Below are 14,945 nucleotides of genomic sequence, written 5' to 3'. Positions count from 1 at the left end.
CCCGGACGGCGGCTTTCGCGTGTCGATCAGGCGAGCCGATCAGCTCTCCAGATAATCGCCCGCATCGGCATCGGTGCCGGTGCCCGAAGTCTCGACCGCGGCAAGCGCATCGCGCGTACCGCCGGCGTCACGCGCGCTGCGTGCCAGTTCGGCGGCATGCTCCTCGGCGGCCGAGTTCGGCGCGACGAACGCCACTTCCGCCATCCGGCGCATCGATACCCGCTGCGCGGCATCCCGCGACGAGGCCGCGATCCGCATGCGGTTCATGCCTGCGCCGGTGCCTGCCGGGATGAGCCGGCCGACGATGACGTTCTCCTTGAGGCCGATCAGCATGTCCTGCTTGCCCTGGACCGCCGCCTCGGTGAGGACGCGGGTGGTCTCCTGGAACGACGCCGCCGAGATGAAGCTGCGGGTCTGCAGCGACGCCTTGGTGATGCCGAGCAGGACGGGCTTGCCCTGCGCGCGCGCCTGCTTGGGCTCGAGCTTGTCGTTGATCGCATCCATTTCGTCGCGATCGACCTGCTCGCCCGCCAGCAGCGTGGTGTCGCCGCCGTCGGTGATCTCGACCTTCTGCAGCATCTGGCGAACGATCGTTTCGATGTGCTTGTCGTTGATCTTCACGCCCTGGAGACGATAGACCTCCTGGATTTCCGAGACGAGATATTCCGCCAGCGGCTCGATGCCGAGCACTTCGAGAATATCGTGCGGATCGGGGCTGCCGCCGATCAGGTTGTCGCCACGCTTGACGTAGTCGCCTTCCTGAACGTCGATCACCTTCGACTTGGGCACCAGATACTCGACGACCTCGCCGCCATCCTCGGGCTGGATGCCGATCTTGCGCTTCGCCTTATAGTCCTTGCCGAACACCACGCGGCCCGAGACCTTGGCGATGATGGCATTTTCCTTGGGCTTGCGCGCCTCGAACAGCTCGGCGACGCGCGGCAGACCACCCGTGATGTCGCGGGTCTTGGCGGACTCGCGGCTGACACGGGCCAGAACGTCGCCGCCCTGAACTTCCGCGCCATCCTCGACCGAGAGCGTCGCGCCCGCGACCAGCATGTAGCGGCCGGCCTCCTCGGCGCTCGCGCCGGTGAGGGTCAGACGCGGACGGAGATCCTCCTTCGCCTTGCTGGTGCCGCGATATTCGATGACCACGCGCTGCGAGATGCCGGTCGCTTCGTCGGCCTGTTCGGTGAGCGTCTTGCCCTCGATCAGATCGACATATTTCACGATACCGGGGTTCTCGGTGATGACCGGCATGGTGAACGGGTCCCACTCCGCCAGACGATCGCCCTTGGTGACGATATGGCCATCGTCGTACAGCACATAGGCGCCATACGGGATGCGATGGACCGCGCGTTCGCGGCCTTCGGCATCCATGATCGCCAGTTCGCCCGAGCGCGACAGCACGACGCGACGGCCGCGCTGATCCTTGATGATGCGGAGATCACGATATTCCATCGTGCCGTCCGACACCGCCTCGAGGTTCGACTGCTCGTTGAGCTGGGCCGCACCACCGATGTGGAACGTCCGCATCGTGAGCTGCGTGCCCGGCTCGCCGATCGACTGCGCCGCGATGACGCCGACCGCCTCGCCGATGTTCACCGGCGTACCGCGGGCGAGATCGCGCCCGTAGCACTTGGCGCACACGCCGATCTTGGTCTCGCAGACGAGCGGCGAGCGGATCTTGCACGATTGCGTGCCGATCGCCTCGATCTTCGCGACCATCGGCTCGTCGAGCAGCGTGCCGAGCGGGATCACGACCTCGCCGGTCTTGCTGTCGATGATGTCCTCCGCCGTGGTGCGGCCGAGAATGCGCTCGCCGAGCGAAGCGATCGTTGAACCGCCCTGCACGATGGCGCGCATTTCGAGCGCACGCTCGGTGCCGCAATCCAGTTCGATGATGACGCAATCCTGCGACACATCGACCAGACGGCGGGTGAGGTAGCCCGAGTTCGCCGTCTTCAACGCCGTATCCGCGAGGCCCTTACGAGCGCCGTGGGTGGAGTTGAAGTATTCGAGGACGGTCAGACCTTCCTTGAAGTTCGAGATGATCGGCGTCTCGATAATCTCGCCCGATGGCTTGGCCATGAGGCCGCGCATACCGGCGAGCTGCTTGATCTGCGCCTGCGAACCACGCGCACCCGAGTGGGCCATCATGTAGATCGAGTTGATCGGCTTCTCGCGGCCCTTGTCGGGGCCGTCCTCGTAGCGCTTGACCGCCTTGATCTCGTTCATCATCGAGTTCGCGACCTGATCGCCGCAACGGCTCCAGGCGTCGATGACCTTGTTGTACTTCTCCTGCTGCGTGATCAGGCCGTCCTGATACTGCTGCTCGTAATCCTTCACCTGCTCGCGGGTCTCGTCGACCAGCTTGTCCTTGTCCGGCGCGATGATCATGTCGTCCTTGCCGAACGAGATACCGGCCTTGAACGCGTGCTTGAAGCCGAGGCTCATGATCGCGTCCGCGAACAGCACGGTCTCCTTCTGGCCGGTGTGACGATACACCTCGTCGATCACGTCGCCGACGTCCTTCTTGGTGAGGAGACGGTTGACGGTATCGAACGGCACCTTCGACGACTTGGGCAGGCATTCGCCGAGCAGCATGCGACCTGGGGTGGTCTCATACCGCTTGAGGTACTGATTGCCGGCCTCGTCGGTCTGCGGAACGCGGCTGATGATCTTGGTGTGGAGTGTCACCGCGCCAGCCTCGATCGCCTGATGGACTTCCGACATGTCGGAGATCAGCATGCCCTCGCCGGGCTCGCCTTCCTTTAGCATCGACAGATAATACAGACCCAGCACCATGTCCTGCGACGGCACGATGATCGGCTTGCCGTTGGCGGGCGAGAGGATGTTGTTGGTCGACATCATCAGCACGCGGGCTTCGAGCTGCGCCTCAAGCGACAGCGGTACGTGGACCGCCATCTGATCGCCGTCGAAATCGGCGTTGAAGGCCGAGCAGACCAGCGGGTGAAGCTGGATCGCCTTGCCCTCGATCAGCACGGGCTCGAACGCCTGGATGCCGAGACGGTGAAGCGTCGGCGCGCGGTTGAGCATGACCGGGTGCTCGCGAATGACTTCGTCGAGGATGTCCCAGACTTCCTTGCGCTCCTTCTCGACCCACTTCTTCGCCTGCTTGAGCGTCATGCTCAGGCCCTTGGCGTCGAGGCGTGCGTAGATGAACGGCTTGAACAGCTCGAGCGCCATCTTCTTCGGCAAGCCGCACTGGTGCAGCTTGAGTTCCGGGCCGGTTACGATGACCGAACGGCCCGAATAGTCGACGCGCTTGCCGAGAAGGTTCTGGCGGAAGCGGCCCTGCTTGCCCTTGAGCATGTCGGACAGCGACTTGAGCGGACGCTTGTTGGCGCCCGTGATCGTGCGGCCGCGACGGCCGTTGTCGAACAATGCGTCGACGGCTTCCTGGAGCATGCGCTTTTCGTTGCGGACGATGATGTCCGGCGCGCGCAGTTCCATGAGCCGCTTGAGGCGGTTGTTGCGGTTGATGACGCGGCGATACAGATCGTTCAGATCCGAGGTCGCGAAGCGGCCACCGTCGAGCGGCACCAGCGGACGCAACTCGGGCGGGATGACCGGAACGACTTCGAGGATCATCCATTCGGGGCGGTTGCCCGAATCGATGAAGCTCTCGACGACCTTGAGGCGCTTGATGATCTTCTTGGGCTTGAGCTCGGACTTAGTGGTCGCGAGTTCCTCGAGCAGATCCTTGCGCTCGCCTTCGAGATCGAGCGATTCGAGCATGATGCGGACAGCCTCGGCGCCGATGCCGGCTGAGAACGCGTCCTCGCCATATTCATCCTGCGCGTCGAGCAGCTCGTCCTCGGTGAGGAGCTGGAACTTCTCGAGCGGGGTGAGGCCCGGCTCGATCACGATATACGCCTCGAAATACAGCACGCGCTCGAGCTGCTTGAGCTGCATGTCGAGCAGCAGGCCGATGCGCGACGGCAGCGACTTGAGGAACCAGATGTGCGCGACAGGGGCGGCCAGCTCGATATGGCCCATGCGCTCGCGCCGGACCTTCGAGACGGTGACTTCGACGCCGCACTTCTCGCAGACGATGCCCTTGTACTTCATGCGCTTGTACTTGCCGCACAGGCACTCGTAATCCTTGATCGGACCAAAGATGCGCGCGCAGAACAGGCCGTCACGCTCGGGCTTGAACGTGCGATAGTTGATGGTTTCGGGCTTCTTGATCTCGCCGAACGACCACGAGCGGATGCGATCCGGCGAGGCGATGCCGATCTGGATCTGGTCGAAGGTTTCCGGCTTGACGACCGGATTGGCGAAGTTGGTCAGTTCGTTCATTTTTCAGCTCCAATTCCCCTCCCGCGTGCGGGAGGGGCTAGGGGAGGGCATGTCACGTCGGGGAGGTGCTTGGCCCACAGGCCCTCCCCCGACCCCTCCCGCAAGCGGGAGGGGAGAAGTCGGTTACTCCGCCGCGATCGCGACGCCGTCGGTGTCGAACTCCTCGACCGTCTTCAGCTCGACGTTCAGGCCCAGCGAGCGCATTTCCTTGACGAGAACGTTGAAGCTCTCCGGGATGCCGGCCTCGAACGTGTCGTCACCCTTGACGATCGCCTCATAGACCTTGGTGCGGCCGACCACGTCGTCCGACTTCACCGTCAGCATTTCCTGCAAGGTATACGCCGCGCCGTAGGCCTGGAGCGCCCAGACCTCCATCTCGCCGAAGCGCTGGCCGCCGAACTGCGCCTTACCGCCCAGCGGCTGCTGGGTGACGAGGCTGTACGGCCCGATCGACCGGGCGTGGATCTTGTCGTCGACCAGATGGTGAAGCTTGAGCATGTAGATGATGCCCACCGTCACCTTGCGATCGAACTTGTCGCCGGTACGTCCGTCGAACAGATCCGACTGGCCCGAGGTGTCGAGACCCGCCAGCGACAGCATCGCCGACACGTCCTTCTCGCGGGCGCCGTCGAACACGGGGGTGCCCATCGGCACGCCGGTCTTCAGGTTTTCCGCCAGCTCGATGATCTGCTCGGGGGTGCGCGCCTTGATGTCCGCCTCGTAATGCTCGCCGTAGACTTCGAGCATCCGATCCTTGACCGCGTTCGGCATCTCGCCGCCCTCGGCCTCGGGGTTGGCCTCACGCCAATCCTCAAGCGCGGTGTAGATCTGCTGGCCGAGATTGCGCGCGGCCCAGCCGAGATGCGTCTCGAAGATCTGACCGACGTTCATGCGGCTCGGCACGCCCAGCGGGTTGAGCACGATATCGACCGGCGTACCGTCGGCGAGGAACGGCATGTCCTCCGCCGGCAGGATGCGCGAGATGACGCCCTTGTTGCCGTGACGGCCGGCCATCTTGTCGCCCGGCTGAAGCTTGCGCTTCACCGCGACGAACACCTTGACCATCTTGAGCACGCCGGGCGGCAGTTCGTCGCCACGCTCGAGCTTGTCACGGCGATCCTGGAACTTGTCCACGATCACCTTGACGGCATCGTCATACTGCACCTTGACCGCTTCCAGATCGCTCTGGGTCTTGTCGTCGGCGACGGCGAACTTCCACCATTCATGACGATCGACGCTGTCGAGCACGTCCTGATCGATGACGACGCCCTTGCGCGGGCCGTTCTTGGGAACGGCGGTCGCGGTCTGGCCGATCAGCATCTCGCGCAGACGCGACCAGGTCGCGCGGTTGAGGATGCTGCGCTCGTCGTCCGAGTCCTTCTTGAGACGCTCGATCTCCTCGCGCTCGATCGCCATCGCGCGCTCGTCCTTGTCGATGCCGTGGCGGTTGAACACCCGGACCTCGACGACGGTGCCGGCGACGCCCGGCGGCAGACGCAACGAGGTGTCGCGCACGTCGCTGGCCTTTTCACCGAAGATCGCGCGGAGCAGCTTCTCTTCCGGCGTCATCGGGCTTTCGCCCTTCGGCGTGATCTTGCCGGCGAGGATATCGCCCGGCTCGACCTCGGCGCCGATGTACACGATGCCAGCTTCGTCGAGGTTGCGAAGCGCTTCCTCGCCGACGTTGGGGATGTCGCGCGTGATGTCTTCCGGCCCGAGCTTGGTGTCGCGCGCCATGACCTCGAACTCCTCGATGTGGATCGAGGTGAAGACGTCATCCTTCACGATACGCTCGGAAATGAGGATCGAATCCTCATAATTGTAGCCGTTCCAGGGCATGAACGCGACGAGCGCGTTGCGGCCCAGCGCCAGCTCACCGAACTCGGTCGAGGGACCGTCGGCGATCACGTCGCCGATGTTCACGACCTCACCGACCTTCACCAGCGGACGCTGGTTGATGCAGGTGTTCTGGTTCGAGCGCTGGAACTTCATCAGCGTGTAGATGTCGACGCCCGACTGGCCGGCCTCGACCTCACCCGTCGCGCGGATGACGATACGGGTCGCATCGACCTGATCGACGATGCCCGAACGCTTGGCGGCGATCGCCGCGCCCGAATCCCGTGCGACGGTCTCTTCCATGCCGGTGCCGACGAAAGGCGCTTCCGCCTTCACCAGCGGAACGGCCTGGCGCTGCATGTTCGAGCCCATCAGCGCGCGGTTGGCGTCATCGTTTTCCAGGAACGGAATGAGCGATGCGGCGACCGAGACGAGCTGCTTGGGGCTGACGTCCATCAGCGTGATGTTGGTCGGGATCGCCATCAGGAATTCGCCCGCCTGACGCGACGAGACCAGTTCCTCGGTGAAATGCCCTTCGCTGTCGAGCTCGGCGTTGGCCTGCGCGATCGTGTGCTTGGCCTCTTCCATCGCCGACAGATAGACGACGTCGTCGGTCACCTTATGGTCGATGACCTTGCGGTACGGCGTCTCGATGAAGCCGTATTTGTTGACGCGGCTGAACGAGGCGAGGCTGTTGATGAGGCCGATGTTCGGGCCTTCCGGCGTCTCGATCGGGCAGATACGGCCATAATGGGTCGGGTGAACGTCGCGGACTTCGAAGCCGGCGCGCTCACGCGTCAGACCGCCCGGCCCGAGTGCCGAAACGCGACGCTTGTGCGTCACTTCGGAGAGCGGGTTGGTCTGATCCATGAACTGCGAGAGCTGCGAGGAGCCGAAGAACTCGCGAACGGCAGCCACGGCGGGCTTGGCGTTGATGAGGTCGTTCGGCATCACGGTCGACACGTCGACCGAGGACATGCGCTCCTTCACGGCGCGCTCCATGCGGAGCAGGCCGACGCGGTACTGGTTCTCGAGCAGCTCGCCGACAGACCGCACGCGGCGGTTGCCGAGGTTGTCGATGTCGTCGATCTCGCCCTTGCCGTCCTTGAGGCCGACAAGCGTCTTGACGACTTCGAGGATATCCTCGGTGCGCAGCGTGGTTACGGTGTCCTCGACGTCGAGATCGAGGCGCATGTTGAGCTTGACGCGGCCGACCGCCGACAGATCGTAGCGATCGGGATCGAAGAACAGGCCGGAGAACAGCGACTCCGCAGTTTCGAGCGTGGGCGGCTCGCCGGGGCGCATGACGCGGTAGATGTCGGACAACGCCTGCTCGCGCTCTTCGGCCTTGTCGGCCTTGAGCGTGTTGCGAATCCACGGGCCGGTGGTGACGTGATCGATGTCGAGCAGCTCGATCCGGTCGATGCCGGCCTTGTCGAGCAGTTCGAGGTTCTCGGCCGAAACTTCGTCGCCCGCCTCGATATAGATCTGGCCGGTTTGCTCGTTGATGAGATCATAGGCCGAGTAGCGGCCGAAGATTTCCTCGGTCGGGATCAGCAGATCGGTGAGACCATCCTTGGCCGCCTTGTTGGCGGCGCGGGGGCTGATCTTCTGGCCGCTGGCGAACACGACTTCGCCGGTCTTGGCGTCGACGATGTCGAACATCGGCTTCTGGCCGCGCCAGTTCTCGGCCTGATAGGGGACGATCCAGCCGCCCTGACCGCGCACGAAGGTGACGCGGTTGTAGAAATAGTTGAGGATTTCCTCGGAGGTGAGGCCGAGCGCATACAGCAGCGCCGTGACCGGCAGCTTGCGCTTGCGATCGATACGGACGTTGACGATGTCCTTGGCGTCGAACTCGAAATCGAGCCACGACCCGCGATATGGGATGACGCGCGCGGCGAAGAGATACTTGCCCGACGCGTGGGTCTTGCCGCGATCATGATCGAACAGCACGCCCGGCGAGCGGTGCATCTGCGAGACGATCACGCGCTCGGTGCCGTTGATGATGAACGTGCCGTTCTGCGTCATGAGCGGCATGTCGCCCATGTACACGTCCTGCTCCTTGATATCGAGCACCGAGCGGGCTTCGGTATCGGCGTCCACTTCGAACACGATCAGGCGCAGCGTAACGCGCATCGGCGCCGCATAGGTGATGCCGCGCTGGCGGCACTCGTCGGTGTCGAACTTCGGCGGTTCGAGTTCGTAATTGACGAAATCGAGCTCGGCGGTGCCGGCGAAATCGCGGATCGGGAACACCGAACGCAGCGTCTTTTCGAGGCCGGAAACATAACCGATCGAGGGATCTGAGCGGAGGAACTGTTCGTAGCTCTCGCGCTGCACCTCGATCAGGTTCGGCATCTGCACGACTTCGTGGATGTTGCCGAACACCTTGCGGATGCGGCGCTTCGCGGTGCCGCCTTCGATCGCTCTGGTTGCCATGTGTCTTTAGCCCTCACGTCAAAATTTCGTGCCCGGATCGCCCGGGCGGGCACGCGGAAAGACGCAAAAAGCCGCATGTCCTCCGGGTAATTCGGAAAACAGCAGCTTCTCGGCGTCCTCGTGATGCCACAACCTTCAATTCGATCGACATGCTGCGCGAGGGCACGTCATTTCCCGAAAGTCGTGGTGAAGAGAGCCATATAGGTGTGGTGTTGGATCGTGTCAAACCCGGCGAGGTAATCTCTGCATCGGATCGCCGCAGGCGTTGCGTCTGGTGCTTGTCTTATCATCGCGCGGTCGTCATGGCATTGACTTGAACGACGCACCGAGGCGCTTTTGACTTTGTTTTTTCCTGCGACACGGCGCGCGCGCACGATGGTCGCGCTGGCCGTGACGATCGGGGCGGCCGGAGGCGCGGGCGCGCAGAACAGCCAGCCGCCCGCGACGATCCCGGGGCTCGACAGCTTCAGCCTGCCGACCCAGCCGGTTCGCCCGACGCCCGTGCCGACGCCCGAACCCAGGGTCGCGCCATTGCCGCGCCCGACGCCGAGCGCCACCGCCGTGCCGAGCGTTACGCCGTCGCCGGTCGCGGTGGTGCCGCCGCCGGTGCGTCCGACGGTCCGGCCCGCGCCCAAGCCGGTTGCCACGCCGACCGCGCGCCCGACGGTGTCGGCGACGCCTTTGCCCGTGGCGACGCTGACACCTGAGTCCGTTCCGACCGTAACACCCGTGCCGGCAGCGTCCCCGTCTCCGCCCAAGGTAGCGGCGACGCCGCCATCCGCGCCTGCCGAGTCATCGGGTTGGGGATCGCTCGAATTATGGGCGGTCGGGGTGGCGCTGGTCGCCGTGTGTGCCGGTGTCGCGCTGTATCGCCGCCGGGGCGGGGCCGACGAGGCTCCCGTCGAAGAGGAAGCGGTGGCACCGCCGCCTGAGCCGTCGCCGCTGCCGCCAGCGCCTGTCGTTGAGGCGGTCACCGCGCCGCGTGCGCGGGTCGCCATCACGTTGGAGGTCAAGCGCGCCGGCACCAACCTGCTGAGCGCCGCAGTCGAATATCGCATCATCCTGCACAATGCGGGCGAGGTGGACGCACGCGCGATCGCGCTCGACCTGCGGCTGTTCGGGGTCGATCCGGCGCTGGAGCGGACTCTCGAGGCCTTGTTCGCGGCGCCGATCGAGCGCGCGGTCGTCGCGCGGTTCGACCTCGCCGCCGGCGCGACCGCCGCGCTGGAGGGCACCGCGATGCTGCCGCGCGACATCATGCCGCCGCTCGCGGTCCAGGGTATCGGCGAGGGGCGGGCGCTGTTCGTGCCCGTGATGACGGTCGCGCTCGATTATGGCTGGGACGGCGGCAGCGGGCGCAGCGCCGCGTCGTTCGTGGTCGGGCTCGATCGCGGGGCGGATGCGAAGCTCGGACCGTTCCGGCTCGATGGCGCGCCAAGGATGCATGACCGGGTGCGGCAGTTGCCGTTTACGGTGTCGCGGGACGATTGAGGATAAGGCCGTCGCCCCGGCGAGGCCGGGGCCGCCATGTTTGGGGCGATCCGTCTGCCAAACAACGCAGCGGCCCCGGCCTTCGCCGGGGCGACGATAGATATAAAGAAAAGGGGGCGGCATCCTTGCGGATGCCGCCCCTTTTCTTTGCAAGCCGTGATGGGCGAAGCCCATCACGTCGGACGCTGGCCTGGGCCAGCGCCGGCCGGCCTTGCGGGAGGGGCGATTTGGCGGGCCAAATCGCATCCCCAGCTGCGGCTTACTTGACTTCGACGGTCGCGCCGGCGGCTTCGAGCTGCGCCTTGATCTTGGCAGCTTCGTCCTTCGACACGCCTTCCTTGATCGCCTTCGGAGCCGATTCGACCAGCGTCTTGGCTTCGGTCAGGCCGAGCGAGGTGATCGCGCGGACTTCCTTGATGACGTTGATCTTCTTGCCACCGTCGCCGGTGAGGATGACGTCGAATTCGGTCTGCTCTTCAGCAGCCGGAGCAGCAGCGCCGCCAGCAGCAGCCGGAGCGGCCGCAACAGCAGCGGCAGCCGAAACGCCCCACTTCTCTTCGAGCATCTTCGAAAGCTCAGCGGCTTCGAGGACGGTCAGTTCGCTCAGGCTCTCAACGAGCGCGTTCAGGTCAGCCATGTGTAGTCTCCATCTTGGGGCAGCGCCCCGGTCTGTTCAGGGAAAAAATCTCGAAGCGAACGCGATCAGGCGTCCGCAGCTTCCTTGTCCTTGTCGGCATAGGCCTGGAGGACGCGGGCGAGCTGTGCCGCCGGAGCCTGCGTGATCGTCGCGAGCTTGGTTGCGGGAGCAACCAGCAGGCCGATGATCTTGGCACGCAGTTCATCCAGCGACGGCATCGTCGCCAGCGCCTTAACGCCGTCTACGTCGAGGACGGTCGCGCCCATTGCCCCACCGACGATTTCGAACTTGTCGTTCGTCTTCGCGAATTCGACGGCCACCTTGGCGGCCGCGACGGGATCAACGGAAGTGGCGAGACCGACCGGACCCGTGAGCATGTCGCCCAGCGAGAGATAGTCGGTGCCGTCGAGCGCGATCTTGGCAAGCTTGTTCTTCGAGACCTTGTAGCTCGCGCCGGCTTCCCGCATCGCGTTGCGCAGCTTGGTCGACTGTGCAACGGTCATGCCGAGGTTGCGGGTGACGATCACCGCGCCGACTTCGGCAAAAGTGCGGTTCAGCTCGGCGACGAGCTCGGTCTTTTGAGCACGATCCATGCCATTCTCCACGTGTCTGGCCCACCGCGAACGGCGGGCCGGTTGACCCGAAGGGAGGCGACGCACAGCCGCACCCTTCCGGGGGCTGTCCAGCGATGGGGTATGGGTGGACCGCGCCATAGAGCGACAGACCGAAGGGCGTGGACGCGAAACGCCCAGGCCGAAATTCCATTCCCCGTCTCGGCGGGAAATTAAGCGACGGCAAACCCGGCGCACCCACTGTCTCGGACGGACCCGGCAAACGCGAACGTCCGCCGAGCGAAGGCGCGCTGTTAGCGGACGTGGCGAGAAAGTCAATCACCGTTCGTTTGCGGCGTGGAGATGCGCCAAAGCGTGCAGTTTCGTAGATGAGGTGCGCGCGGCGCGCCGCCGTGCGGCATCATCCTTGTAGCAAAGCCGAAAGGTTTGAGAGACAGTCGACGGGTGCATTCGACTCATCGCCGGTGAGTCGGGTGCTCTGGAGATTTCGCGGACTGGCTTGCCCGACAGGGCTTCGAGTGAGGAGAGGAGGGGCCGGAGCAACCGGCCCCTTAACTCCGGCGCTCGTTATTCCTTCACCGTCACCCACACCGAGACCGGCACGATGACCTTGCCGGGCGCTGGCTTGCCGACGTCGACGCGGTCGGCGGTGACGAGTTCTCCGGTGGCGAGGTTGAAGGATGCCCAGGGTTTGGGCATGCGCCCAAAGGTCATTTTCTGGATGGGCTGGCCGGTGGCCGTGTTCATGATGGTTGCGATGACTGCCATGTGTGCGCTGATAGCGATGCGGATGGCGCTGTCCAGATCGCGCTGCGGTGCAACCAAAAGTCGATCCGTCGATTGAGGCCGGGGAAGGGCGGTACGGCTATGGCGATGACACCGGCGACGCGGTCGCTTTTGCGGCGCGCCGGCTGGGGCGGGCTGATTTTCGCCGGGATCATTGGGCTGCTCGTGCTCGCGCTCGGGGCGTTGCCGTTCGGGCTGCTGCGTCCGGCGATCGAGCGGCGGATCGCCGCGCGGTTCGGCGCGCCGGCGCATATCGGTGCGATCCGGCGGTTGCAGGCATTCTCCTACACCCCCGACATCGCGATCGAAGATGTGCGGATCGCGCAACCTGACTGGGTCGGCGGTGGCGATTTCATCCGGGCGCGGACGGTGACGGTGCGGTTGCCAGTGTTCAAACTGCTGTTCGGCGGGGTGAAGCCTGATGCGCTGGCGATCGACGGGCTTGTGGTCGCGCTGGTGCGTGACGCGAACGGGCGCTCCAACTGGAAGGGCAAACCCCGCGCCGCCGATGCGCCCCCGCTCACGACGGGTCCGGGGCTGACGCGGCTGACGATCCATGACGGCCAGCTCAGCCTGCGCGACGCCAGGCGCCGGCTGACCCTCGCTGGGGCGCTGAGCGTGGAAGGCGCGGCGGGGCTCAGGCTCGCCGCGACCGGCACGTTCCTCGATACGCCCGCCCGGCTCGACGTGCGCGGCGGTCGGATCGACGGGATCGATCCGGCGGCGGCGTGGCCGGTCGAGCTGCATCTGGTCTCGCCAGCGTTGCGGCTGGAGGCGAAGGGGACGACGGACGGCGTGCTCAACACGCATAGCTTCGGCGCCACCGTCACCGCCCGCGCGCCGACGCTCAAGAACCTCGACCGCGCGATCGAGGCCGGGCTGTTCGGCACGCAGCCGATTGCGCTGATCGGGCAGGTGCGGCACGATGGGCGCGACTGGTATCTCGACACGATCGGCGGCGGCATCGGCCGCTCGCGCTTCGTCGGCAAGGCGAGCGTCCTCAAGCGGGACGGGCGTACCGCAATCGACGCGCAGATGCGCGCGAGCCAGTTCGACTTCGATGATCTTTCCGATGATGCCGGCCGCGCCAAAGCGGCGGCGAGCAAGGCGGCGATCGGCCCGCGCGTGTTGCCGCCGACGCGGATCAACCTGTCGCACCTGTGGAAGACCGATGGCACGATCGCATTCCGGGTCGATCGTCTACTGTCGGACGGCGGCACGGTGTTCCGCAGTTTGCGCGGGCAACTTCACCTCGACCACCAGTTGCTGACGCTCGACCATCTCGTCGCGACGCTGGCGACCGGGCAGATGACCGGCGTGGCGCGGGTCGATCACCGCAGCGGCCGCCCGAAGCTCTCGACCGACCTGCGGCTGGAGGGGATGGCGCTGGATACGCTGGTCGGATCGCCCGACGACATCACCGGCATCGTGCGCGGACGGATCACGCTGAGCGGGCAGGGCGATACGGTGCGCGAGGCGCTGAGCCGCGCCGATGGCAGCGCCGCGATCGTATCCAACGACGGCACGATCAAGGCGCTGGTGGCGGACGTGCTCGGGCAGGATCTCGGCGGCACGATCAAGCAGGCGATCCTGCATCCGTCCGAGCGGGTGCCGCTGCGCTGTCTTGTCGCGACCTTCCGCGCGCGCGGTGGCGTGCTGGTGCCGGACCCGCTGGCGATCGATACCGGCAGTGCGATCGGGCGCGGCAGCGGGCGGATCGACCTGCGCGACGAGAGCATCGCGCTGACGCTGGCCGGGCGGACGCGCGACGATCCGGCGCTGCGCATCGTCGATCCGATCCGCGTCGGCGGCACCCTGAGCAAGCCGGCCATCGCGATCGCGGGGAGCGATGCGCCATCCGGCAAACCGGGCGTCGGCGGCTTCTTCAAGGCGCTTGGTCGTTCGATCGGCGAAGCGATCGGGCTCGGCGACAAACCCGCGCCGCGTCCGGCGTTCATGCCGGTCGATTGCGCCAGATTGAGCGCGGCGGCGCTGCGGTAATGCCCGGTTAGGCGGACACCTCCGCCGTCGCGTGCAAGGTGATCGGCGGCAGGGTTTCGAAGCCGGGTTTGGCGAAGAGGAAGCCCTGAATGTAGCGCACATCCATCGCGCGCAGGGCCTCCAGTTCGCCGACGGTCTCGATCCCCTCGGCGATGACGGTGATGCCGAGCGTCTCGCACATCCTGACGACGCCATTGACGACGGTCCGGCGCGGCAGGCTCAGGTCGAGGTCGCGGATCAGGTGCATGTCGAGCTTGACGATGTCGGGCTGGAACTGCGCGAGCAGATTGAGACCGGCATGGCCGGCGCCGAAATCGTCGAGCGCGGTGCCGAAGCCCATCTTCCGATAGGTCGCGACGATGTCGGCGACATGCGCCGGGTCCGTCATCTCTTCATTCTCGGTGAATTCGAAGATCAGGCGGTCGGTGGGAAACGCGAACGCCCTGGCGGTTTTCAGCGTCAACTGGATGCAGGCGGCGGGGGAATAGACCGCATTGGGGAGGAAGTTGATCGACAGGCGGGCGCCGGTGTCGATCAGGCCCGCGGCGGCCGCGACCGAGATGGCGCGGACCCGGCATTGCTGATCGAAGGCGTAGCGATTGGCGTCCGAAACCTGTGACAGGATGCTCGCCGCGCCTTCCCCGTCCGGGCCGCGCACGAGCGCTTCATAGGCGAAGGGGGTGCCGGTGGCGATATCGACGATCGGCTGGAACGCCATCGAGAAGGCGAAGTCGAGACCTGCGCCGTCGCGGCATCCGGTGCAGGGGACCGGCGGGGTGACGGAAAAGGCCATGCGCCTATCATAGCGCTAAAACTTCAAGAAAAGCCTTACGAAACAGGAAAGTGGTAAACAT

The 14,945-nt window shown here is 65.3% G+C and carries 8 protein-coding genes; 2 read left to right on the top strand and 6 right to left on the bottom strand.

The window, feature by feature from the left end:
• Positions 1-39: 39 nt before the first annotated feature.
• Together rpoC and rpoB are read right to left on the bottom strand one after the other, a co-directional pair.
• Positions 40-4,326, bottom strand: coding sequence for a DNA-directed RNA polymerase subunit beta' (gene rpoC / locus J0A91_RS21385; protein ID WP_069206591.1), 4,287 nt, complete (start codon positions 4,324-4,326; stop codon positions 40-42).
• 123 nt (positions 4,327-4,449) lie between these two features.
• Positions 4,450-8,604 (bottom strand): DNA-directed RNA polymerase subunit beta, encoded by a 4,155-nt coding sequence (rpoB, locus tag J0A91_RS21380; RefSeq protein WP_069206590.1) that lies wholly within the window; start codon positions 8,602-8,604, stop codon positions 4,450-4,452.
• 336 nt (positions 8,605-8,940) lie between these two features.
• On the opposite strand from rpoB, the gene J0A91_RS21375 reads away from it, so the two are divergent.
• Positions 8,941-10,095: a hypothetical protein gene (locus tag J0A91_RS21375; RefSeq protein ID WP_150127019.1), complete on the top strand. Its 1,155-nt coding sequence runs from the start codon at positions 8,941-8,943 to the stop codon at positions 10,093-10,095.
• 259 nt (positions 10,096-10,354) lie between these two features.
• On the opposite strand, the gene rplL is transcribed toward J0A91_RS21375, so the two are convergent.
• The 3 genes from rplL to J0A91_RS21360 form a co-directional block, all read right to left on the bottom strand.
• On the bottom strand, positions 10,355-10,732 hold the full coding sequence (gene rplL / locus J0A91_RS21370) for a 50S ribosomal protein L7/L12 (RefSeq protein WP_069206588.1): 378 nt from the start codon (positions 10,730-10,732) through the stop codon (positions 10,355-10,357).
• A 65-nt stretch (positions 10,733-10,797) separates the two neighbouring features.
• Positions 10,798-11,325: a 50S ribosomal protein L10 gene (gene rplJ, locus J0A91_RS21365; RefSeq protein ID WP_069206587.1), complete on the bottom strand. Its 528-nt coding sequence runs from the start codon at positions 11,323-11,325 to the stop codon at positions 10,798-10,800.
• Between the two features lie 546 nt (positions 11,326-11,871).
• The gene (locus J0A91_RS21360) at positions 11,872-12,072 is read right to left on the bottom strand and encodes a hypothetical protein (RefSeq protein WP_069207550.1); all 201 of its coding nucleotides are present in this window, start codon (positions 12,070-12,072) and stop codon (positions 11,872-11,874) included.
• Positions 12,073-12,171: 99 nt separating this feature from the next.
• On the opposite strand from J0A91_RS21360, the gene J0A91_RS21355 reads away from it, so the two are divergent.
• Positions 12,172-14,091, top strand: a complete 1,920-nt coding sequence (locus tag J0A91_RS21355) for an AsmA family protein (protein WP_150127018.1) — start codon at positions 12,172-12,174, stop codon at positions 14,089-14,091.
• 7 nt (positions 14,092-14,098) lie between these two features.
• Here J0A91_RS21355 and J0A91_RS21350 read toward each other — a convergent pair whose 3' ends face one another.
• Positions 14,099-14,884, bottom strand: a complete 786-nt coding sequence (locus J0A91_RS21350; protein WP_476749569.1) for an EAL domain-containing protein — start codon at positions 14,882-14,884, stop codon at positions 14,099-14,101.
• Positions 14,885-14,945: the final 61 nt, after the last annotated feature.

Source organism: Sphingomonas panacis, assembly GCF_001717955.1.
GTDB lineage: Bacteria > Pseudomonadota > Alphaproteobacteria > Sphingomonadales > Sphingomonadaceae > Sphingomonas > Sphingomonas panacis.
The sequence above is the reverse complement of the archived record's forward strand: the minus strand, read 5'-3'. Positions and strand labels throughout refer to the sequence as shown.